Genomic DNA, 21,408 nt, shown 5'->3' with positions numbered 1-21,408 from the left:
CTTTTTTTATTTAATCACTATTCTCAAACCAGTTGAAAATGAACTTATTCCATTTCAACAACAAGTTCTCCTGATTGAACACTCTGTCCTTCTGAAACATAAATACTTTTCACTACGCCGTCTTCACTGGCCACCATTTCAGTCTCCATTTTCATCGCTTCAACAATAACCAAGGCCTGGTTTTTAACAACGATATCCCCTTCATTTACGAGTACTTTAAGGACAGTTCCCGGAATACCTGATCCGATTTGTTTTTTATTCTTTGGATCTGCTTTAAGCATCGTCACCTTTTGTTTTGCAGAAAGGCTTCGTTTGTCTTCAATGTAAATTTCTCTGCGGAATCCATCTACCTCAAACATAACGGGGCACATGCCCTCGTCGTTCGGAGCTCCCATGTTAACAAATTTAATAATCAGACGCTTCCCTTTGGATATTTCCACATCGATGACCTCGCCTTTTTTAAGTCCGTAGAAGAAAGCATGACTTTCCATCCGCATAAAATCGCCATAATCCTGAATGAAATCCAAGTATTCCCGAAAAACTTTTGGATACAAAGCTACACTTAGCACTTCACGATCATTCAATTCATAATCGTATTCATCCCTGAACTCTTTTCGGATTGCATCAAAGTCTTCGTCTGGAAGCAACGCACCTGGTCGTACGGTAATCGGTTCAATTCCCTTTAAAACAATTTTTTGCAATTCAGGATCAAATCCACCTTCCGGCTGACCGATCATACCGCTATAAAAGTCAACCAGAGAATCAGGATAAGAGAGGTCCTTGCCTTTTGTTTTAATGTTATCAGCGGTCAAATCATTTTGAACCATAAAAATAGCTAAATCCCCAACCGTTTTAGAACTTGGGGTTACTTTAACAATATCCCCCAGCATCAGGTTGGCTTCTTTATATTTGTCTTTAACTTCTTTAAATTTATGACCCAGACCAAAACTTTCCACCTGAGCTCTCAGATTTGAATATTGCCCCCCCGGAATTTCGTATTTGTAAATCTCTGTCGATCCAGATTTCATCTCTGATTCGAAATTTCCGTATACCTGGCGGGTTGTTCCCCAATAATCTGACAGCAACTGCAGATTATCCTCATTCAATTCGGTATCTCTCGGCGTGTTTTTCAACGCCGCCACGATGGAATTAAGCGCTGGCTGAGAAGTTAAACCGCTCATGCCATTAAAGGCGGCATCCGCAATTTCAACGCCGGCCATACATGCCATCAGGACCGTAGCTACGCCATTTCCGGTGGTGTCATGGGTATGCAGATGGATCGGCATTTTTACTTCTTCTTTTAAAGTTTTGATCAGCTTATGTGCGGCCGCTGGTTTTAGCAATCCTGACATATCTTTGATGGCTAAAATGTGAGCGCCGGTATTTTCAATTTCGTGAGCCATTTTAACATAATAATCCAAATTATATTTTGTTCGTGATTCATCCAGGATATCACCAGTATAGCACATGCTGACTTCAGCAACTTTTCCTGTTTTTAATACTTCTTCAATGGAAATTTTCATGCCATCCATCCAGTTAAGTGAGTCGAAAATACGGAAAATGTCAATCCCATTCTTTGCCGATTCCTGGACAAAAGCACGGATGACATTATCCGGGTAATTTTTATATCCGACCGCATTTGCTCCGCGCAGAAGCATCTGAAAACAAAGGTTGGGAATACGCTTTCTTAATTCATCCAACCGTCTCCATGGCGATTCTTTTAAATAGCGATAGGCAACATCAAAGGTTGCTCCTCCCCACATTTCCAATGAAAACAAATCAGGAGCCAAAGCTGCCGTTTCCCGGGCTATTTTAATCATATCTCGACTTCTGACACGGGTTGCCGCAATAGACTGGTGAGCATCCCGGAAAGTGGTATCACAAAGCAAAAGTTTGTTCTGGCTTTTAATCCACTTGACTAAACCATCCGGTCCCTGTTCATCCAAAATTTGTTTGGTCCCGGTGAAGTTTGTATCCACTGGAATTTCCGGGATAAAAGGTTCATCGAAATCCGGTTTATTTCCAAATGTTTCGTTAACAATAATATTTCCAAAATAACGAAGGACATTTGTACCTTCACTTTTTTGTTCTTCAATATCAAATAATTCCGGATGATCATCAATAAATTTCGTATCGCAATTTCCATGAATAAACATTGGATGCTGGAGCACATTGATTAAAAAATCTTTATTCGTCTGAACGCCTTCAATATCCATTTCTCTAAGTGCTCGAACGGCTTTTCGTCTGGCATCCTCGAAGTTTCTGGAAAAAGATGTACTTTTAACCAGCAAGCTATCATAATAAGGGGAAATTTCCGCTCCGGTAAAGCCGTTTCCAGCATCAAGCCGGATCCCAAAACCGCTGCCGGTTCGATAAACATCCAGTCGTCCGGTGTCCGGCATGAAATGGTTTTTAGGATCTTCGGTCGTAACACGACACTGAATTGCAGTTCCCCTTGTTTTTATGGAATCCTGACTTGGAATTCCGACTTCTTCAGAATGCAATGGTAAACCTTGCGCGATTAAAATTTGTGATTGCACCAAATCGATGCCGGTAACCAATTCTGTCACCGTATGTTCAACCTGAATACGGGGGTTCATTTCAATGAAAAAATGGTCGCCGTTTTTATCCATCAAAAACTCGATGGTGCCGGCATTACGGTAGTTTACTTCTTTAGCCAATTTTAGGGCATCTTTACAAATTGCCTGCCTCTGTTCCTCAGTTATACTGAGCGATGGCGTGAATTCCACAATCTTTTGATGTCGTCTTTGGATGGAGCAATCTCTTTCAAACAGATGAACAACATTGCCATAATTATCCCCTAAAATTTGAACTTCAATATGTTTAGGTTCTTCTAAATATTTTTCGACAAAAATAGTTCCATCACCGAAAGCTTTAGTCGCTTCGCTGGTGGCTGAGTGAAATTCTTTGAGCAAATCTTTTTCATCTCGAACAATACGCATGCCGCGACCGCCCCCCCCGGCAGCTGCTTTTAGAATAATCGGATACCCTGCTATCTTGGCATACTCAATGGCCTCATCATCAGAATTGATGGGTTTCTCCACCCCTGGAATCGTGGGAACATTAACGCTTTTCGCCACAATCTTCGACTGAATTTTATCTCCCATTTTTTCCATCATTTCATGGGTGGGTCCGATAAAAACAATGCCTTCTTCTTCACAGCGTTTCGCAAAAAGTGGATTCTCCGACAAAAATCCATACCCGGGATGGATGGCATCCACTTCTTTTTTCTTTGCCAGGGTAATAATTTTGTCCATGTCCAAATATGCTTCAACCGGTCCCGTCGTTCCGGTTATCAGATAAGACTCATCTGCTTTTGTTCTAAAAAGCGAGAGTTTATCTTCCTGGGCGTAAATTGCCACGGTGTGAATTCCCAGCTCCTGACATGCTCGAATAATTCGAATAGCAATTTCTCCTCGATTGGCAATCAGTACTCTATTAAATTTCTTCATATTACCTTCAACTTTCTTACGCGCATTTTTATGCATTTCAAAATAAATCTATTTAACTAAATTTAATTGTAGTTATTATATATAATCAACTCCAATTATTAAAGTTATTTTTTTAAAAAAACATGATTGTTTTTGAAAAAATATTACAATTATGACAACCAGCTATTCAATGTTCATCATTTATTGTTCTGTATTGTACGTCGCACTATTAATGTTACACTTAAAAAGCTTCTGTTTTACTTTATTTTCACTCGTGATTATTTTGAAAACCCTGCTGATCTCCTTTACAATCATCTTCTGATTTTTCGACTTCCTCAACTTGTGAATTTTCAGCTGTTTCCTTGGCCTCATTTATCTCATTTTCCAGGCGTTGAAACCCATAACGCTTTTCAGTTGCTTGATCCATTTTACTATTTCCTGAATATAAAGTTTTTGAGATACGACTAACTATAAAATAACCGGGAACAACAATCGCGACTATGATTAAAAACATCATCAAATTGCTCATCAACTGTTACCTCTTATCTTGATTTGTTTTTTGATCATTAATCCACTGATTTTGATAAACTTTACTGCTGTCCAGCAGTTCTTGAATAAACCCTTTATAGGCAACCGCATACTCTTTGTTTTTAAGCTGGTTCAAATTTTTTTCTTTGACCTTCTCTTCTCGATTTTGATCGAATATCTGATCATCATTATTGTATTTATATTCAGCAACGGCCTTGATGCAATCCATCCGTCTTTCGAAAAGCACCCGCATTTCAGCATCAATCTCATCAATTGTCTTTCGAATTATTTCCAGTGACATAAATAATCTCCTCCCACTCTATATTAAAAAATCTGCCAAACAAATGGCGGTTGCCGCCTCTACCACGGGAAAAGCTCTGATCACAATGCAAGGATCATGACGTCCTTCAATTTTTAGAAGCGCCTCTTTCTTTTCGGCCAAATTAATGGTCTGCTGTTCTTTTCCAATCGAAGGTGTGGGTTTCACTGCGACTCGAAAAACGATTGGCATGCCATTTGAAATACCGCCGTTTATTCCGCCATTGTTATTGGTTACTGTTTCTATTTTGTGATCGCTTATCCGCAATGAATCGTTCACCTGAGAACCGCGTTTAGCTGATATTTCAAAACCATCGCCGAAGGTGACCCCTTTAACCGCCGGAATGGAAAACAACAAACTGGAAAGACGACTCTCAATGGATTCGAAAAAGGGATTTCCAATGCCTGGTTTTAAACCAGTTACAAAACCTTCAACAATTCCCCCCACTGAATCATGTTCTTCCATAGCGGCGATGATTTCCTGTTTCATTGCTTCTTCGAGAGCAGGAGTATAGAGTGGAAAGGCGGGATTTTTAAATCCTTTTATCAGCTCTTGATATTCCTTCCAATAAGCAATCGCATCATCTTTTACCCCGCCAATAGCAACAATTCGGCTGCCAATACCAATCTCTGGTTCAAGGGCTCTTAACACCTCTTTTGCGATTGCACCGGCAAAAACAAGCGGTGCGGTAAGACGGCCTGAAAAATGTCCGCCGCCGCGATAATCCTGAAAGCCTTTATATCGGATGCTGCTGGCATAATCAGCGTGTCCGGGGCGCATCAGATCTTTGGTTTTTGAATAATCACCAGAGCGGGTATTTTCATTACGGATCAGTCCCGCTAAAGGGGCTCCGGTTGTTTTCCCGTTAAATACGCCACTGAGTATTTCAATCTGATCCCCTTCTTTTCGGGGGGTTGCCAAGGGATTTCCCCTGGCTGCCCGGCGGTTTAGTTCATGCTGGACTCTTATCAAGTCAATATCAATCCCGGCGGGAAGGCCGTCAATCACCGCGCCGATTCCTTCTCCATGAGACTCTCCAAAAATTGATAGTTTAAGCTTGTTTCCCCAAGTTGATCCCAATAACTTCACCTCCCAATCTTTCAAAATCTTCCCAAAAATGCGGATATGACTTATTCACTGCTTCTGCCCCATCCAAGATTATCTTCTTTTCGGATCGAATCGATGCCATCGCCACAGCCATCGCAATGCGATGATCGTTATGACTCGTGACTCTTCCGCCGGTGAAGTTTTCAACACCTTGAATAATCAGGCCATCCGGCGTTTCAGTTGCGTTTCCCCCCAGGATGTTGATCACATCCGCCGTTGCTATCAGTCGATCTGATTCTTTGAACCGTAGACGCTCGCCATTAATAATGGTTGTTGTTCCCTTGCTCAAACTTCCAAGAACCCCTAAAATAGGAACTAAATCTGGACATTGTGACACATCGATGATCATTCCTTGAGTTTTTGAATTTTTAACCACGATCGTATCAGACTGAGTCTGAATGTCTCCGCCCATGGCTTTGAGAATATCCACAATCACTTTATCTCCCTGATTGGAGGTCAGATTTAAGTCTTTACATTCAATCGATTCCCCTATTATTCCAGCAACCAGCCAAAACGCGCCCTGGGAAAAATCACCTTCGACACGATAATTACAGGGTGAATAAGCCTGGTTTCCCTGAATGTAAAATCGTTGGTCATTCTCATTAACAATCTCAATTCCAAACGATCTTAAAACATCCAGAGTGATATCAACATAAGGCTTCGATTCCAACTTCGTTGTCAATTCAATCACTGAATTCCCTGAAAGTAACGGCAGGGCGAAAAGCAATCCGGTAATGAACTGGGAACTGACACCGCCACTCAATCGATAGGTTCCCGGTTTTAGTTTACCTTCTAAAGCCAGCGGCAAATCCTGTCCGTCCTTGAGATGTTCGAAATAAATTGACTTCTCTTTAAAAATATCATAGTAGGGATCCATCGGACGCGTTACCAGTCGTCCTTTTCCAGTGATAACCACCCGGTGTGACTGAAGTAATATAATTGGGATAATAAAACGCAGGGTCGATCCTGATTCATTACAATCAATTGATTCAGTATTTAATTGGAGAGGGTCGCAGCCTTTAATTTCTAAAGTATAACGATGATTTAATTCTTTCTGATACGTTATGATTGCACCTAGCGCTTCCATGGCCTGACAGGTGGCGATCATATCCTTGGATAACAGAACATTCGCTATTACGCTTTTTCCCTTAGCTAATCCAGCTGAAATAATTGCTCGGTGGCTCACACTTTTTGATGGGGGAATTTCCAGTCTGCCGCTTAGTTTTTCTGGGCTAATCTCAATAGTTTCCATTTTTATCCTCATCTATTCCTATAACATAAAACTTATTATTAAATTATCTAAACAACTCAATGGCCTGCTGCTTCTGCATTTTTAAGATTTGGGCTTTGCCAATTTTTTCTAAGGCACAGATATAAAGGCTATCATTCTCAAATTTTTTATCGGTAAACAGAATTTCCTGAACCTTATCCAAGGGCATTTTTGGCAGTTTGGTCGGCAAGCCATAGGCTTCTAAAATTTCAATGAGATTAGTATAAGTGTCCCGTTGTGAAATACCCTCTTCCACTGTCTTTTTTGTAATTTGCGCCATGCCGATAGCCACAGCTTCTCCATGAGAATATTTTTTGAATTTGAAATAGGTTTCGACGACATGCCCGACGGTATGTCCAAAGTTTAATATCCGTCGCACCCCCTGCTCATGCTCATCTTCCTGGACGATATCCCGTTTTATCTTACAGCATTTGGCAATGATATCTTCCATATCTTCCATCAGATCTTCATGATAGGTGTAGCTCATTAATTTAACAAACAATGGGGCGCTGCTGATGCAGCCGTATTTAATGACCTCACCCATTCCATCCATTAAAAAGTGATCTTCCAGAGTTTCTAAAAAAAGCGGATCGATGAGTACGGCTCGGGGTTGATGAAATGCTCCGACCAGGTTTTTTCCATAATCCAAATCAATTCCCACTTTTCCGCCGACACTGCTATCGACCTGCGCCAATAAAGATGTCGGCATCTGGATTAAGTCAATCCCTCTGAGGTATGTTGCCGCACAAAAACCGCCTAAATCACCGACAACCCCTCCGCCGAGAGTGAGGATCGCATCCGTTCTGGTAATATTGCACTTAACGAGTTCATCATATATCGTTGCGGTTTCTTCCAGACATTTGCTTTGTTCTCCTGGGGGAATCACAATACTGTAGACCTTTGGACCGGCAAGGCGTACCTGACGTTCAATATCACTTAAATATTCTTTGGCAACATTTTTATCGGTAATAATAACAACCTTATGATACTGTGAAAAAAGGGCTTTCATTTGCGACAAACGCCCTTTAAGTCCTTTTTCAATAATAATTGGGTATTGGTGCGTATTTTCTGTTTTACAAACTAGTTCCTTCATTCTTTCAGCTCCTTTAAAATCTTGAGGTTTATTATATCATAATTTCATATTTTAAAAAATCCGTCTTTGACGAGACGGACTCTTGATCTTGAAATTAAATTAAACTATCATAATATTTTCTATCTGCTTGCTTATCGATCTTCTTTAAAATAGTTTTTCCCCAACCATGCCGGTTCTTTTTTATTGTTTATCTTGCGCATTGATGTGAACAGCAAAACGAAAACGGTCGCCAAATAGGGCAAAGCCGTAAACAAATAAATTGAAACCGGAAGATTGTACTTTTGCAGCCAAAAGCTTGCAATATCCAAGGCCCCAAAGAAGTATGCCCCCAGCATCGCCTTTCCCGGATTCCACATTGCGAAAATAACCAGACATACCGCAATCCACCCTCGTCCACTTACTACATTTACTGGATAGACGCTGATGTAAACTAAGGATAAGAATGCTCCGCCCAATCCGCAAAGTGCACCGCAAAGGACGATATTGAAATATTTATACTTATCAACCGGGATTCCACTTGCATCGGCTGCCACGGGATTCTCGCCAATCATCCGCGTATTTAAGCCCCACTTGGTTTTGTAAAGATAAAGATAGATCGCAATCACAAGAATATAGGAAAAATATACATAAACACTTTGATTAAAGAATATATCGCCAATAAAAGGGATATCTCCCAAGAAAGGCAGTTTTATTGGTTGAAAAAAGGTCGTAATCGCTTCCGGAACTTTCTTTCCAACAAAAGTCTTTCCAAAAAAAGCTGCAAAGCCAACTCCGAAAATACTTAAGGTCAGTCCAGTAACCGTTTGGTTTGCTTTGAAACTAACGGTTAGCAAGGCATAAATAAGCGCACCTGCCGCACCTGCCAGGGCCGCACAGAGAACCGCGGCAAAGGGATTTCCGAAAGTAAATCCGGCAATAAATCCGATGACTGCACCCATTTGCATCATTCCTTCAACCCCAAGGTTTAAGTGTCCCACTTTCTCGGAAATAATTTCTCCCAGGGTTGCATAAAGCAAACATGTTCCGGCTTTAACGGCCGCACTTAAAAAAAATATAAATTCCATTTAGGCAACCTCCCTTTTCTTTTTGTCCGATGTAATCCGATACTGTAAAATGAATTCACTGCCAAGAATAAAGAACAGGACAATCGCCTGGACCATCTCGGCGACGGAGCCTGGGATCTGAAACGCTGTTTGAATATAAGATGCACCCTGAAGCAATATCGCAAAGAAGAACGAATTCATCACCACAAAAGGTACCTTAAGGCCTGAAAGCCAGGCCACAATAATAGCCGTAAAACCAAGTCCGCCGGTAATTTCAATTGAAAGAGCGCCGCTCACTCCGCTGATTTGGAACATTCCCACCAGACCGCAAAGACCACCACTGACCATGGCTGCAATGATCACTGTTTTGGTGATATTGATTCCGATATAACGGGCCGTGTTCTCACTTTCACCTAATACCGTAATCTCAAATCCGATTTTTGATTTATTCATAAAGAAATACATGACCAGAATAATAATGACGGTGAAAAGGATGCTTAAATTAAACCCACTGATGCTGGGTAACAGTGCATTTCCCGGAAGATTAGCAATTTTTGGCATGCCATTTGCCGCTGGATCCTTCCAAAAATCATATTGTAACGCGGTGACAAAAGTCAATGCAATATAATTTAACATCAGCGTGAATAATGTTTCATTTGTCCCAAAACGAGCTTTAAAAAAGGCCGGAATCATCAGCCAAACCGCTCCGAAGATGAAAGCCAGCAACGCCATGCATAAAAGCATAATTGGCAGCGGCAGATTAGGCAGGAGCCTGACGACAAGGGTTGCCCCCACTGCCCCCATCAAGAACTGTCCTTCAGCCCCAATATTCCAGAATTGCATTTTAAAAGCAACCATCACCCCTAATGAAAGTACCAATAAGGGTACCATTTTTTCGATGGTTGCGCCAAACCGATGGATACTTCCAAAACAGCCCTGGAAAATTCCAATATAGAGTTCAATGGGATTTGCACCTGCAAAAGCAACAATAATTGATGACAAAACAAGTGCTGCCAGAACTGCACCGACACGTATAAGTATTTTGTCCCGAGTTTTAGAAACTTCTTTTTTTACAATATGGATCATTGTTCTTCACCCTCATCCATTACCCCTGACATCATCAGCCCAATGGATTCTTTCGAAGTTTTTCTTGGATCAACAATACCCGTTACTTTTCCTTCACATAATACCATAATCCGATCGCAAAGACTCATTAGGACATCCAGGTCTTCGCCAATATACATAATGGGTTTCATCTTGGCTTTTTGAGCATTCAATAATTCATAAATAATTTGAGACGATCCAACGTCCAATCCCCGGGTGGCATAAGCCGTAATCATTAGCTTGGGATCAAGTGCGATTTCCCGGCCTAACAATATCTTTTGGATATTTCCGCCGGAAAGAAGACTAACGGCATGATTCTCTATCCCTGGTGTTGAAACATTTAGCTTTTCAACCAGCAACTCTGCTTTTCCACGGGAAACAACTCGGGAAATTCCCAATCCTTTTTTATTTCGATAATCTTTAAGTAAAACATTGTCGATAATATCCATAGACGATACCAGCCCCATTCCCAGACGATCCTCGGGAACAAAACTCAAACTGATCCCCATCTCATAAATTTTTTCCGGCGTTTTGCCAACAATATTTTCACCTTCAAAAACAACTTCGCCGCTCTTGATCGGGTATAATCCTGCGATCCCTTCACACAGCTCTTTTTGTCCACTTCCCGCGATCCCGGCGACCCCAAGAATTTCTCCTGCATAAAGATCAAAGGTCACATTATCTAAAATCGTTACCTTATTACGATCGATGGCAGTCATTGATTTTACTTCTAAAGACTTTTCTCCTCGTTCCACCTCAAGAAATGGGACATTCAGCTCCATAACATCCCCAACCATCATTCCGGCCAACTCCTGAGGTGTTGTTTCGCTTTTTTTTACGGTCTGAATGGTCGTTCCCTTCCTCATAATGGTAATCCGATCACTGATTTCCATTACTTCTTCCAATTTGTGCGTAATAATAATGACCGAGCAGCCGTTACTGACCATTCTTCTGATAATTCCAAATAGGTTTTCGATCTCCTGCGGCGTCAGCACCGCGGTTGGCTCATCTAAAATTAAAACATCCGCACCGCGATACAATACTTTGAAAATTTCCAAACTTTGCTTTTCGGCGACTGACATTTCATAGACTTTTTTAAATGGCTCGATATCCATTCCCAATTTATCGATCAATTTCCCCATCTCATCTAAAATCTTTTTTTTATTTAAAAAAGGGGTTGTCCTGCGACTGCCTGCCGCAATATTTTCGATGGCGGAAAAAGCTTCCACCAATTTATAATGCTGCGGCAGCATGCCAATCCCTAAGTCCAGCGCATCTTTAGGGGAGCTGATATTGACGACCTGTCCCTTCACTTCGACAGAACCCTCATCCGGCATATAGATACCGTTGAGGACGTTCATCAGTGAACTTTTTCCCGCCCCATTCTCGCCTAATATGGCATGTACTTCTCCCTTTTTTAATGAAAATTCCACATGATCCAGGGCTTTGACTTTGCCAAAAACCTTCGTGATGTTTTTCATCTTTACAACATAATCATTATTCATGCTTTCACCTTTACTATAAAATAGCGGACAGAGTCTTTAAGGCTCTGTCCGTTATTACATTTTCTGACTAGTTTACACTGCCAACCACGTTGTCGACAAACCAATCCATGCTTAATTCCGCTTCATCAGTCAGCACCGTACCGGCATTCACTCGTACTGTTCCAGTTTGATCTTTTATCTCGCCTGCAAAAACATTGAGTGTTCCCGCTTTAATTGCTGCTGTTGCCGTATCAACCTGGGCTTGAGCCGATCCTGGTGCCAGCTTTGTTATAGTATCAAGTGAAACAATACCGTCATTCATGCCGCCCCAATATGTATCAGATTTCCAGGTACCATCGATGACCGCTTGAACTCTCTCGGTATAATAACCGCTAAAATCCCAAAGCGGTGCTGTCATATATACTTCCGACATCGTTGTAGCTGCGCTTAGATCATAACCAATCGATAATTTTCCGGCTTCCTTAGCTGCTTCCATAACAGCTGTTGAATCTTGATGTTGAGCTGTTACGTCGCATCCTTGCTGAATCAAAGCTTCGGCTGCGGCTTTTTCAACGGTCGGGTCATACCATGTATTGGTCCACGATACATTTACAGTTGCAGTTGGATTTACCGATTTTACGCCCAACGCAAAGGCATTAATTCCCCGAACACATTCTGGAATTGGCATTGCTGCAATATATGCAATTTTATTTGTTTTTGTCGTTAAACCGGCGACAATTCCTGATAAATATCGAGGTTCTTCAATTCGTCCGAAATAAGTTCCTAAATTATCAGATGTCATATAGCCTGAGCAATGTTCAAATTTAACATCCGGGAATTCTTTAGCAGCCTCTACCATGCCATCCATAAAACCATAACTGGTTCCAAAAATAATTGTACAGCCCTGATCAACCATATCTCTGACTGTTGAGACAACGGCACTTTTTTCTTCTGCTACATTTTCTTTCACTACTGTCTCAACTTTACCGTTAAAGTGCTCAACCATTTTTGCGCGGCCTTGATCATGAACTTGTGACCAACCGCCATCATCGGCAGGACCGACATAAAGAAAACCAACCTTAGTCACTGCATTCGTTTTTGATGTCGAGCCTGAACTACATCCTACAACACTGACTACAACCATAATCAGCGCTAGCATCAATACTCCCAATTTCTTTTTCATTCTGTTCCTCCTAATTATAATTAGTGCAACCTGTTAAAATAAACAGTCTTACCCACATTAGTATTCTACCTAAAAAGCAGCTAAAATGCAATCTAAAAAAAGCAAAACAACAGGGTGCATTTATTGTTGATTTTTGTTGCAATCAACCCATTAATTCGTTATTATTATAATAGGTAAACAGGGTGAACTAAAACCTTCACCTTAGAAAAGGTACGTATTTTCATTTTGAAAGGAGTGTCGTTTTGAAAAAAGAAAAGAAAAGCAAGAAGTTGGATGCCAAAGAAGGTAAGGATTCAAAAAAAGAAACAAAAAAGAAAAACCTGAATGAAGAAAAAAAAGTGGGTGTTGTCAGTAAAAAATCAAAATCTGTTCCGCAAGACAACATTCAGCCAACGGCAGGGGTTGATTATGCTGCGGTAAAAAAACTCATGATTGATTCAGCCGTTCTTTACCAAAATATTCTTGTGTTACCCCAGGCTTTTAATGTCAGTAATCATTCATACTCCTTATTCCCTTCAGAGCTCAAAGCTCTTGATATGATTGGTCACTTTTCTGGCATCAACTTAACTCAACTTGCAAATAAAATAGGAATTTCTAAGAGCGCCATTTCAAAATGCACCGCTAAACTTTTAGAAAAAGAACTGATAAAAAAAGAAAAATCACCGATTAATGTTCGGGAAGTTGTTTTTACACTCTCTGATGATGGTCAAGCAATTTTTTCTCAGCTAGATTATGCCCATTCTGATCTGTTCAGACCTTTTAATCGTGTTCTTGAAAGCCTTTCCATCCAAGAAACTAATGAACTTCATCATGTGTTTTTAGATATTCATTCGCGTTTAGAAGAAATCCTTGACAATCTCTAACTTTAAATTATAAACCAGTGACACATCAAAAAGACAACTCTAAATTTGAAGGTCAGCATTTATCTGGTTGTAACCAATCCTGGTGACAATCAAAACAGCGACAATAATGTTGGCCTTTAAATTTTTTCAATTCGACCTATAACAATTGACACTATTGCATCAGGTTATTTGAATTATTTTTGTTTTCGCCCTGATTTACTTTCTTATAAGTCTCCTCATCGATCATTCCATAACTTTCCAGCTTCAACGTCATTGTCTTTTCAGATAACACTTCCCCTTTAATTTCGAAATCAGTTGTTTTCAAAATTGGTTGATAATTCTCCACTTCCTGAAGAAAGCGAATGGAGTTCGCCTCATTCCCGGTATAAATAATTGCAAATGAACACCTGGCCAGATATCTTCCATCCGGTCCTTTGATTGTTTTATCTTCATTTTCAAGGAATTCATTTTCCATTGCCAGACCAACAACATCATCCATTTGAGTATCGATTGGATTAAATTTAACAGCGATTAATTCGACTTCCGCTTTCTCTGCCATTTTAACGATACCTGAATATAATCCTACAGAATCAATATTTTCCGGAATACTGATCTTGTATTCTTCAATTTTTTCGCGAATTTTTCCGAATTCTGATAAATATTCTATCTCCGTCATTTTTTCTGGAAAACCAATACTGATGTTGTTTTTTTCTGCTATCATTTCTTTATTAGCGACAACCATTTCATATTCCGGAACCAGAAACAATGCTGTTAGCATAATGATAAAGGCCGCGAGAATCAGTCCTTTTTCAATCTCTAACTTTAACCCTTTATTTGTTGTTTCACTTTTTTCCTGATTCTCCTGATCGATGATACTTCTACTCATATTGAACCTCTGTTGTTTCTATTTCAAATGTAAATTCCCAAATATTTTCGTTGGAAACCTCATTGATGGTATTTTTATGTTCGGCTTCCAGCAATGATTTTTTAGCGGTATCTTGGATGCTGACATTTTTGAACAATTCCTGGGTCATGAGCTTGTCTCTGAACTGAAAAATATCTTCCTGGTTTTTCGTTCGGCCGGATACGGTTAATTCTCCATCAATATATGTATATTCGATTAGATTGACTCCTGGCGGAAGCGAATCATTAACCCCATTCAACGCTTTCAGAGATGTATCCTTATTCCGGGTTAAAACTTTTTCAAGTTTGTTTTGATACTCCAACAATTCATTTTGATCTGAAATATTCTGATAGATAATCTGATCGCCGCTTTTGTTTTTTATAACTTCCTCAACCTGTTGTATTCTATTTAAGAGAACCTGATTCATAACGACCAAACTTCCATATGCCATTAAAAATAAAATAGCGGTCCCCCAAATCGCCAGGATCCACAACTTTCTTCCGGATATTTTTCCCATCTTCTTTTTCCGGGAACGAATTGGCAATAGATTTATTTCTGTCTTCATTGTTGCCTTCCAATCCTATCATTCGATTATTATTTTAACATTCCGCTTAAGCAGGGCAGTAATAAGCAAAGTTCCGCTTCCGTCATTTCTTTTGGAAAATGAAACAAGCTCTGATCTTCCAAAAAAATCGAAAAATATTTGACTTCCTTGTTAATCTTCTCTTTAATGTAATTTAAAACCCCATATTCCAGACTTTTTCCGCCTAATAAATAGATATTGCTATTTTCGTATCCTCTGGCAAGTCCCAATGGTGATTGAAAACTCTCTTTTATTCCTTTAACCACAGATATTAAATAAATTTCGAAATCAGATGAACCACTCATTTCTATCCGTCTCTCTTCCTGAAGAAAACCATGATCATAAAACAACAGACGGGCACTTGTCTGACCCATATCGATTATTAAATCCGCATTCTTTTGATTCTCCGCAAATAATTTTCCCAAAACACTGAATTGCGGTTCAATTCTTTTCAAGCCATGTTTGGTACTATTAAATACCTTGCAATAAGCTTTCAATACTTCTTTATGAACGGCAACTCCCAACACATCCAGCTTTTTATCATCAATACCCAAATATTCAAAAATTTCCGTTCGTTCTTTTGCTAAAAAATCAATCCGCCAGTTATCAAGTTTTTCCGGTATCATAACCTGCATCTTCCAATTGATCGCTTCCTTAACCTCTTCTAATTGCATCATTGGAAATGCAAAGGAGGATACAACCATATTTTTATGATTGATTATCAGCAGCAAATCATCGCTTCTGTGATGTTCTTTCAGCAATGTTCTTAAAAATACCACCAGATCTATTTTTTTTTCAGGAATTCCTTCATTAAAAACATCATTAGGTGTTTTCTCTATCCAGTAGTTTTCAATTTGTATAATCCCTGCGTCGCTGCTAAATCCTTTCGTTATTTTCGTTACTTCTTCTCCTAAATCTACGACCCACTGCCTCTTTTTCTTTTTCATTCCGCCTCCAGCATCTTCCATTTAAACGTTGAAACGAGCCCTTTACTTATTTCATCATTTTTCGGAATAATCTCTATTTCGCCATTGAATTTTTTGTGGAAGTCTCTATAATTACTTTTCACATCAATAAAACGGCAGTTTTCGGATACCACCGTTATAACAATGCTGTAGTTGCCACCATTTTCATCAGCCTGTATGCCATTGGTTCCGCTATAATTAATGTCATTTTCCAGTTCGGATCGAGCAACTGCCATGGCATTTTTTCCGGTTAGAATGCAAAGCTCATAGTCCTGGTTCAAGACATTTGCCTTAAGTTCAACCATCCCCTGAGTTAGTAGGTATCCCACACCTCCAGCCAGCAAGGCAATCACCACAAGCACTAACGGCAGAATAAATCCTTTTTCATTATTGATTATCTTTTTCAAATAATTTCCACCGTCTTTCCATGCCGAATCGTCGTTTTGCGATAAAAACTTTCACCATCAACAGACAAGGTGTATTCCAGCACAATTTCATTATTTGGTCCCAATGAAAGAGAAAACTCCTGAATGTTGTCGGTAAACTGACTGTTTCCCCCTGAACCAATTGAATTGAGACTCCCTTTATATACTTTATAACGTCTTAAAAAGCCATTTCTAAATTGATAATAATTATAATATAGATCTGGACTTTCTAAATCCTGTAAATAAACACGACCAGATTTGACTATTATTCGCTCGGATTCTAAAACTTGTTTTTGAAAATAGAGGTTTAAATAGCGTTCATTATAGGAAACCTTCTGATTGGTTTCAGCTTTTTGGTCGATGCTGTTGACAAATATCAAGCCTGACAAAAGCATCACTAAAACCAGCGAAATGACCATCAGCGCTGTTATTACTTCAATGAGGGAAAACCCTTTATTATTGTCAAACCGGATGATCACCATGACCTCCAGGAAACTTTGATATAGAAGTACTTTTCTGCGCTATTTTTCCCTTTATGTATAATCTTAATTGTATACAAACCCGACTGATCGTCCCCCTGAATTTCTTCCAGCCGATAACCCGAGTATTTACCCTGCAAAACAGAATCCACCTTTTCGGAAAGGGTTAAAGCGGTTGAATCACCTAAACGCCCGTTAATCTCATCAGCAATACTGTTTATTTCAATGGACTGTTCGAAAATACTTTTTGATACCATCTCAGTTTTAATCGCCATTCCATAAAGCCCAAGGATGGTGGCAAGACCAAATCCGCAAATAGCAATCGCGATAATTGCTTCCACCAATGTATAACCATTTTGCACGCCCAATACCCATTTATAAAAACCTTTAAATTTATGGTTCATCCAAATAAATCCTTCCGTTTCCGAGTTGTACTATTATTTTTCTGGTTACCCCAATGGGACTGACAAGATTAACTGTTCCTCCTTGCGACACCGTCCCATGCCCATATAAATTCAACGCAATCTCCTTGGTATATGAACCGGTATAACTAAAAGTATTCGCTGGAATAAAAACAATATGATGAACTTTATCTTTCGTCCATGAAATTTGCATGCCATTATCAAGAAAGCGAACCTGTCGATAATTTCCATCCATAATGGCTTCATTTTGATACTGAAGTAATGTATATAACGTTTTTTCGCATTCCTCGTTAAAAGCTCTTTCTGTTATTTTTCCTTTTCCGCTCAAATTGATACTGAACATGGATACCGTTAGCAAAGATAAAATTGCCAATGTCACCATGAGTTCCATTATTGTAAATCCATTTTGCGCTCTATTTGATTTCTCCTTTGAATACTTTGCCTCTTTTCTCTTTTGTAAGCTTATTTTAAAGTCGTTGATTCTTCGTACTATGTTAATCACTTCACGGAATCCGTTATACTGACTGTTTTTGTTGTTGAATTATAAGTAAATTTTTTTCCCTTACTCACTGGTGCTATCGCCATATCTTTAATATAGCCCATTTTGTTCAGCTCGGTAATCAACTCATCAAACGAAGAGATCGACGATGGGATCACTTCCCTTTCGGCCTCATATAATTCTATGGCACTTTGAACAATGCGGACATTTGCCTGATCTGTTCTTGCCTGTGAATTAATAAGAACGCCAGTGAATCGTGGCAGTGCCAAGGCTGTTAACGCTCCTAAAATGGCAATTACTACAATCACCTCAATCAGAGTAAAGCCGAAAACGTTTACATCTCGTTTAATATAATTACCATTTTCTTCCACTTTTTCTCTCCATTCTCTTTTTTGTTTGATAGTATCACGATTTCCAAATTAAAAGAAGAGTAAATATTAATAATATTTACTCTTCTTTTGCATTTGATTCATTATTATGTTGTTTTCTTCAACTCTGTTCCATTACTGATTGAATTGCATAATTATCTATTCAACTTTATAATCATCATAACCTTTTTCTTCCCGTTTGATTTGCGCATAATTTTTCTTCATTTCAATTGCCTGAATAACAAGGAAAATACCCATAAAGCCCAAAACAAGACCGATAATTAACATAATAAAGCCTGCTACTCCATTTGCGAAAGCAAAAATTCCAAAGGCAATCAAAAGAATTCCGATTACAATTTTCACAATCTTACCAGCACCTTTTGAATTTCCAGATGTGATCAATAAAGTAATGCCGGTTATAATTGCCCATATGCCAATAATAAAAGTAATAAAATTAACAATAAAGCCAGGATTTGTTATAAACAACACACAAATCAACAGATCCAATATTCCTCGAGCGATGCCAAAACTGACACTCGTGCCGTATTTATGACGGATAATCAGAGTGGAAATTATTGAGAGTACCCCCATTGCCCCACGATAAGCACCAAAAATAATGACCAGGAGCGTAAGCGCCTGGTTGCTATAGATAATAGCCAGCGCACATAAAGCAAGATAGCAGAGCCCATCCAGAAGCATGAGCCACCATTTGCCATATGAACGTTCCAGCACGTCTACTCCTAAAGACTTTGCTTCACTCTTTTTCATTTGAAAACCTCCTTGTTAATTTTATTTTTTTCCATGGTTTCAACTACACGATTAAAAACCCGAGCGGCTCGAATTTTAACCGGATTACATGCCATTACAGGATCTCTATGGTGTTCCTTGATGTAATCACAATCTAAGCTTCCAAATTCCAATTCAAATTCTTTGACTAAAAGTTTTGTTGCCTGAGTCATTTTTGCTTGATCGGATGGGCGCTCATTGGTATATAATACCCCAAGTGCTGCCAATGAACCAGAAAAGGCCCCACATGTTTTTCCTGAATAAAAACCTGCCCCAAATCCCTGAAGCATTTTATAGCAATCATCATTTAAACTTAAATCGTATTTGTCATTAGCTGCCCGAAGCAGTGTCTCCGCACAATTCATATGATATAATGGTTGTTCTTCAACTGGTTTGTCTTTTCCAAAAACATTATATTTCTCGACCTGCTTTTCCATTTTATCCCTCCGATTGAATTTATTTATATTGAATTTACTTATTTCATTGATTATATATTATAACCACACCATCTGTAAAATGTATTTTTATATTTCATGTTCGCAATAATCTGCAATACCGACAATTGATTAACAATTATCGGTATGATTTCACAATAAGCTATTTAAAATTCAAATTTTTTATACTTGGATTTGATATTTTTTAATTTTGCTATACAAGGTATTTCTTTGGATCCCCAGTACATTTGAAGTCTGACTGATATTACCATGAAATAGTTCTAAAACCTTTGTTATGTGTTCTTTTTCAACATAGCTCATATCCAGCCTTGAGGGATCAATATTTTCTAAATCTTCGCTTAAAATTGCTGTTGGCTCATATTCTGCCAAACGATTCGACAAAGCCTGATTTTCCTGATTTGAATTTTCAATAAAATATTTTATGGGAAATGATTCCGAATTGACAATGAGTTCCGCAATATTCTCCAATTCCCTAACGTTTCCAGGCCAATTGTAGTTTTCTAATATCATAAGTGATTCTTCCGAAATTTCGATTTCTTCTTTTCCATATTTTTCTGAAATACTTTTCATGAAATATTGAAAGAGCAGATAGATGTCACTTTTTCTTTCTTTTAATGGCGGAAGATACAAAGGTAATACATTCAGACGATAGAATAAATCCTTACGAAATCGTCCGAGTTCAACTTCCTTTTTTAAATCTTTATTCGTTGCTGCAATAATTCTCACATCGATTGCTATCGGGTTTTGACTTCCGATTTTTGTAATAATATTTTCCTGGAGCACTCTTAATAAGCGCGTCTGCATATCCAGGGGCATTTCGCCAATTTCATCCAGCATGATCGTACCGTTATTCGCCTGCTCAAATTTTCCGATATTTCCGCCCTTTTTAGCCCCGGTATAAGCGCCTTCTTCATAACCGAATAGTTCTGATTCTATTAATTGATTGGGAATGGCTCCGCAATTTAAAGCAACGAAAGGTTCATCCATCCGTTTACTGTAATTATGTATGGCTTGGGCAAAGACTTCTTTCCCGCAGCCACTCTCTCCTAAGATAAGAATGGTTGATCGATTGTTTGATATTTTTTTTGCATATTCAATAGTACTTACAAAATTTTTGTCTTTTCCCATAATTTTGTCAAATGTATAATAAGGTTGATAATGTCTTTTGTTTATTTTCGTCTGATCTTCTTTTAAAACAAATACAATTTCAATACTGTCATCTTGGGGATTATAGATGGGACTTGCCGTCATCAGACAGGGAAAATGATTCCGTAAAGCCTTTATATTAATAATCCGTGATACATTTTTTTCCAAGTTAATGGCTTCCTTAACGCTGCTCCATTCTTCGATAATTTCACTAACGTTTGTCGCTGTTAATTGTTTATATTTATTGCCACATAAATCCACCGCTTTTTGATTGTAAATTTTAATCCGGCCCTCCAAATCAGAGGTCAGGATCGCAACCGGCATGGAATTAAAAATCGTTTTGATATGTTTATTCGTCATATTCTGAAGGCGGTTATATTCTTTTACCTTTAACATCTCTTCAATGGCATTAGAGGCTGCGATCACCATTCCCAAAGTATGGGGGTGAACCGAATCCGAGTAGCCGGTTAAATTCAGAGCTCCAATCAGGTTGCCGTTTACATCTTTGATCGGCGCTCCTGAACAGGTCCAGCGGTGATAGGCTTTGATAAAATGATCTTTTCCCGACAACTGAACAGGCTCCTCTGATTTGATGACCAAAGACATCGCATTGGTTCCAATGCATTCCTCATTCATATAGGCGCCGGCAATCATTTTCAGATTGAATGCTTCAGACAGTATTTTTTCATCCCCGATGGCATTTAGAATACAGCCTTCTTTATCCGTTAACAGAACAAAGAAGTTTTTTCCTCTTACAATACTCATTAAGTGTTCTATATAAGGGGATGCCGTTAAGATTAAATTTCTGTTTTTGGCAAATACGACCTGCAATTCAGCATTATCAATTATTTTTTTACTGTAAATTTGATCTTCTGTTATTCCAAATTTGCTGCATCGTTCCAGCGAACTTTTAATAAGTGCTTGATAAATTTTTGTATTCATTATTTTTAT

General features: G+C 38.9%; 22 protein-coding genes. 1 reads left to right on the top strand and 21 read right to left on the bottom strand.

Annotation, left to right across the window (positions count from 1 at the left end; all coding sequences use genetic code 11):
• Positions 1–44: 44 nt before the first annotated feature.
• The 10 genes from FZC40_RS05710 to FZC40_RS05665 form a co-directional block, all read right to left on the bottom strand.
• Positions 45–3,473 (bottom strand): pyruvate carboxylase, encoded by a 3,429-nt coding sequence (locus FZC40_RS05710; RefSeq protein ID WP_148602963.1) that lies wholly within the window; start codon positions 3,471–3,473, stop codon positions 45–47.
• A gap of 247 nt (positions 3,474–3,720) precedes the next feature.
• The gene (locus tag FZC40_RS05705; protein WP_148602962.1) at positions 3,721–3,981 is read right to left on the bottom strand and encodes a hypothetical protein; all 261 of its coding nucleotides are present in this window, start codon (positions 3,979–3,981) and stop codon (positions 3,721–3,723) included.
• A gap of 6 nt (positions 3,982–3,987) precedes the next feature.
• Positions 3,988–4,281 carry a chorismate mutase gene (locus tag FZC40_RS05700; protein ID WP_148602961.1) on the bottom strand — a complete coding sequence of 98 codons (294 nt, stop codon included), beginning with the start codon at positions 4,279–4,281 and terminating at the stop codon, positions 3,988–3,990.
• Between the two features lie 18 nt (positions 4,282–4,299).
• Positions 4,300–5,379 carry a chorismate synthase gene (aroC, locus tag FZC40_RS05695; RefSeq protein ID WP_148602960.1) on the bottom strand — a complete coding sequence of 360 codons (1,080 nt, stop codon included), beginning with the start codon at positions 5,377–5,379 and terminating at the stop codon, positions 4,300–4,302.
• Entirely contained in the window at positions 5,351–6,658 is a 1,308-nt protein-coding gene (gene aroA / locus FZC40_RS05690) for a 3-phosphoshikimate 1-carboxyvinyltransferase (RefSeq protein WP_148602959.1), read from the bottom strand. The genes aroC and aroA overlap by 29 nt, the downstream gene beginning before the upstream one ends.
• Before the next feature lie 43 nt (positions 6,659–6,701).
• Complete coding sequence (gene aroB / locus FZC40_RS05685; RefSeq protein WP_148602958.1) at positions 6,702–7,769, bottom strand: 3-dehydroquinate synthase; 1,068 nt, start codon at positions 7,767–7,769, stop codon at positions 6,702–6,704.
• 131 nt (positions 7,770–7,900) lie between these two features.
• The gene (locus FZC40_RS05680; RefSeq protein ID WP_148602957.1) at positions 7,901–8,833 is read right to left on the bottom strand and encodes an ABC transporter permease; all 933 of its coding nucleotides are present in this window, start codon (positions 8,831–8,833) and stop codon (positions 7,901–7,903) included.
• Positions 8,834–9,898 carry an ABC transporter permease gene (locus FZC40_RS05675; protein ID WP_148602956.1) on the bottom strand — a complete coding sequence of 355 codons (1,065 nt, stop codon included), beginning with the start codon at positions 9,896–9,898 and terminating at the stop codon, positions 8,834–8,836.
• On the bottom strand, positions 9,895–11,421 hold the full coding sequence (locus FZC40_RS05670; protein ID WP_148602955.1) for an ABC transporter ATP-binding protein: 1,527 nt from the start codon (positions 11,419–11,421) through the stop codon (positions 9,895–9,897). The genes FZC40_RS05675 and FZC40_RS05670 overlap by 4 nt, the downstream gene beginning before the upstream one ends.
• Positions 11,422–11,488: 67 nt before the next feature.
• Positions 11,489–12,583 (bottom strand): BMP family ABC transporter substrate-binding protein, encoded by a 1,095-nt coding sequence (locus FZC40_RS05665; protein WP_148602954.1) that lies wholly within the window; start codon positions 12,581–12,583, stop codon positions 11,489–11,491.
• Positions 12,584–12,825: 242 nt separating this feature from the next.
• Here FZC40_RS05665 and FZC40_RS05660 point away from each other — a divergent pair, with 242 nt between their 5' ends.
• Complete coding sequence (locus FZC40_RS05660) at positions 12,826–13,446, top strand: MarR family transcriptional regulator (protein ID WP_148602953.1); 621 nt, start codon at positions 12,826–12,828, stop codon at positions 13,444–13,446.
• A gap of 151 nt (positions 13,447–13,597) precedes the next feature.
• Here FZC40_RS05660 and FZC40_RS05655 read toward each other — a convergent pair whose 3' ends face one another.
• From FZC40_RS05655 to FZC40_RS05605, 11 genes are all read right to left on the bottom strand, one after another.
• Positions 13,598–14,311: a hypothetical protein gene (locus tag FZC40_RS05655; RefSeq protein WP_148602952.1), complete on the bottom strand. Its 714-nt coding sequence runs from the start codon at positions 14,309–14,311 to the stop codon at positions 13,598–13,600.
• Entirely contained in the window at positions 14,304–14,894 is a 591-nt protein-coding gene (locus tag FZC40_RS05650; protein ID WP_148602951.1) for a PilN domain-containing protein, read from the bottom strand. The genes FZC40_RS05655 and FZC40_RS05650 overlap by 8 nt, the downstream gene beginning before the upstream one ends.
• A gap of 29 nt (positions 14,895–14,923) precedes the next feature.
• Positions 14,924–15,859, bottom strand: coding sequence for a hypothetical protein (locus tag FZC40_RS05645; RefSeq protein ID WP_148602950.1), 936 nt, complete (start codon positions 15,857–15,859; stop codon positions 14,924–14,926).
• Positions 15,856–16,284: a hypothetical protein gene (locus tag FZC40_RS05640; protein WP_148602949.1), complete on the bottom strand. Its 429-nt coding sequence runs from the start codon at positions 16,282–16,284 to the stop codon at positions 15,856–15,858. Before FZC40_RS05640 ends, FZC40_RS05645 begins: the two co-directional genes overlap by 4 nt.
• Positions 16,281–16,781 (bottom strand): type II secretion system protein, encoded by a 501-nt coding sequence (locus FZC40_RS05635; RefSeq protein WP_186843800.1) that lies wholly within the window; start codon positions 16,779–16,781, stop codon positions 16,281–16,283. Before FZC40_RS05635 ends, FZC40_RS05640 begins: the two co-directional genes overlap by 4 nt.
• A complete protein-coding gene (locus FZC40_RS05630; RefSeq protein ID WP_148602947.1) occupies positions 16,778–17,185 on the bottom strand; it encodes a type IV pilus modification PilV family protein in 408 nt (135 codons plus the stop codon). Before FZC40_RS05630 ends, FZC40_RS05635 begins: the two co-directional genes overlap by 4 nt.
• On the bottom strand, positions 17,175–17,705 hold the full coding sequence (locus FZC40_RS05625; RefSeq protein ID WP_148602946.1) for a prepilin-type N-terminal cleavage/methylation domain-containing protein: 531 nt from the start codon (positions 17,703–17,705) through the stop codon (positions 17,175–17,177). Before FZC40_RS05625 ends, FZC40_RS05630 begins: the two co-directional genes overlap by 11 nt.
• A complete protein-coding gene (locus FZC40_RS05620) occupies positions 17,702–18,073 on the bottom strand; it encodes a type II secretion system protein (RefSeq protein WP_207706703.1) in 372 nt (123 codons plus the stop codon). The genes FZC40_RS05625 and FZC40_RS05620 overlap by 4 nt, the downstream gene beginning before the upstream one ends.
• Before the next feature lie 156 nt (positions 18,074–18,229).
• Positions 18,230–18,838 (bottom strand): HdeD family acid-resistance protein, encoded by a 609-nt coding sequence (locus FZC40_RS05615; RefSeq protein WP_148602945.1) that lies wholly within the window; start codon positions 18,836–18,838, stop codon positions 18,230–18,232.
• The gene (locus tag FZC40_RS05610; RefSeq protein WP_148602944.1) at positions 18,835–19,293 is read right to left on the bottom strand and encodes a C-GCAxxG-C-C family protein; all 459 of its coding nucleotides are present in this window, start codon (positions 19,291–19,293) and stop codon (positions 18,835–18,837) included. The genes FZC40_RS05615 and FZC40_RS05610 overlap by 4 nt, the downstream gene beginning before the upstream one ends.
• Positions 19,294–19,473: 180 nt before the next feature.
• The gene (locus tag FZC40_RS05605; RefSeq protein ID WP_148602943.1) at positions 19,474–21,399 is read right to left on the bottom strand and encodes a sigma-54-dependent Fis family transcriptional regulator; all 1,926 of its coding nucleotides are present in this window, start codon (positions 21,397–21,399) and stop codon (positions 19,474–19,476) included.
• Positions 21,400–21,408 lie beyond the last annotated feature (9 nt).

The sequence above is a fragment of the Acetobacterium tundrae genome (genome assembly GCF_008086615.1).
GTDB classification, from domain to species: Bacteria; Bacillota; Clostridia; order Eubacteriales; family Eubacteriaceae; genus Acetobacterium; species Acetobacterium tundrae.
This window is presented reverse-complemented; position numbering and strand designations above follow the sequence as displayed.

Bases quoted from the DNA above. Each gene is read 5' to 3' on its own strand.
- FZC40_RS05680 (WP_148602957.1), bottom strand. From the start codon at position 8,833: ATGGAATTTATATTTTTTTTAAGTGCGGCCGTTAAAGCCGGAACATGT.
- FZC40_RS05665 (WP_148602954.1), bottom strand. From the start codon at position 12,583: ATGAAAAAGAAATTGGGAGTATTGATGCTAGCGCTGATTATGGTTGTA.
- aroA (WP_148602959.1), bottom strand. From the start codon at position 6,658: ATGGAAACTATTGAGATTAGCCCAGAAAAACTAAGCGGCAGACTGGAA.
- FZC40_RS05605 (WP_148602943.1), bottom strand. From the start codon at position 21,399: ATGAATACAAAAATTTATCAAGCACTTATTAAAAGTTCGCTGGAACGA.
- FZC40_RS05650 (WP_148602951.1), bottom strand. From the start codon at position 14,894: ATGAAGACAGAAATAAATCTATTGCCAATTCGTTCCCGGAAAAAGAAG.
- aroB (WP_148602958.1), bottom strand. From the start codon at position 7,769: ATGAAGGAACTAGTTTGTAAAACAGAAAATACGCACCAATACCCAATT.
- FZC40_RS05630 (WP_148602947.1), bottom strand. From the start codon at position 17,185: ATGAACCATAAATTTAAAGGTTTTTATAAATGGGTATTGGGCGTGCAA.
- FZC40_RS05645 (WP_148602950.1), bottom strand. From the start codon at position 15,859: ATGAAAAAGAAAAAGAGGCAGTGGGTCGTAGATTTAGGAGAAGAAGTA.
- FZC40_RS05675 (WP_148602956.1), bottom strand. From the start codon at position 9,898: ATGATCCATATTGTAAAAAAAGAAGTTTCTAAAACTCGGGACAAAATA.
- FZC40_RS05670 (WP_148602955.1), bottom strand. From the start codon at position 11,421: ATGAATAATGATTATGTTGTAAAGATGAAAAACATCACGAAGGTTTTT.
- FZC40_RS05705 (WP_148602962.1), bottom strand. From the start codon at position 3,981: ATGAGCAATTTGATGATGTTTTTAATCATAGTCGCGATTGTTGTTCCC.
- FZC40_RS05710 (WP_148602963.1), bottom strand. From the start codon at position 3,473: ATGAAGAAATTTAATAGAGTACTGATTGCCAATCGAGGAGAAATTGCT.
- FZC40_RS05655 (WP_148602952.1), bottom strand. From the start codon at position 14,311: ATGAGTAGAAGTATCATCGATCAGGAGAATCAGGAAAAAAGTGAAACA.
- FZC40_RS05615 (WP_148602945.1), bottom strand. From the start codon at position 18,838: ATGAAAAAGAGTGAAGCAAAGTCTTTAGGAGTAGACGTGCTGGAACGT.
- FZC40_RS05610 (WP_148602944.1), bottom strand. From the start codon at position 19,293: ATGGAAAAGCAGGTCGAGAAATATAATGTTTTTGGAAAAGACAAACCA.
- FZC40_RS05700 (WP_148602961.1), bottom strand. From the start codon at position 4,281: ATGTCACTGGAAATAATTCGAAAGACAATTGATGAGATTGATGCTGAA.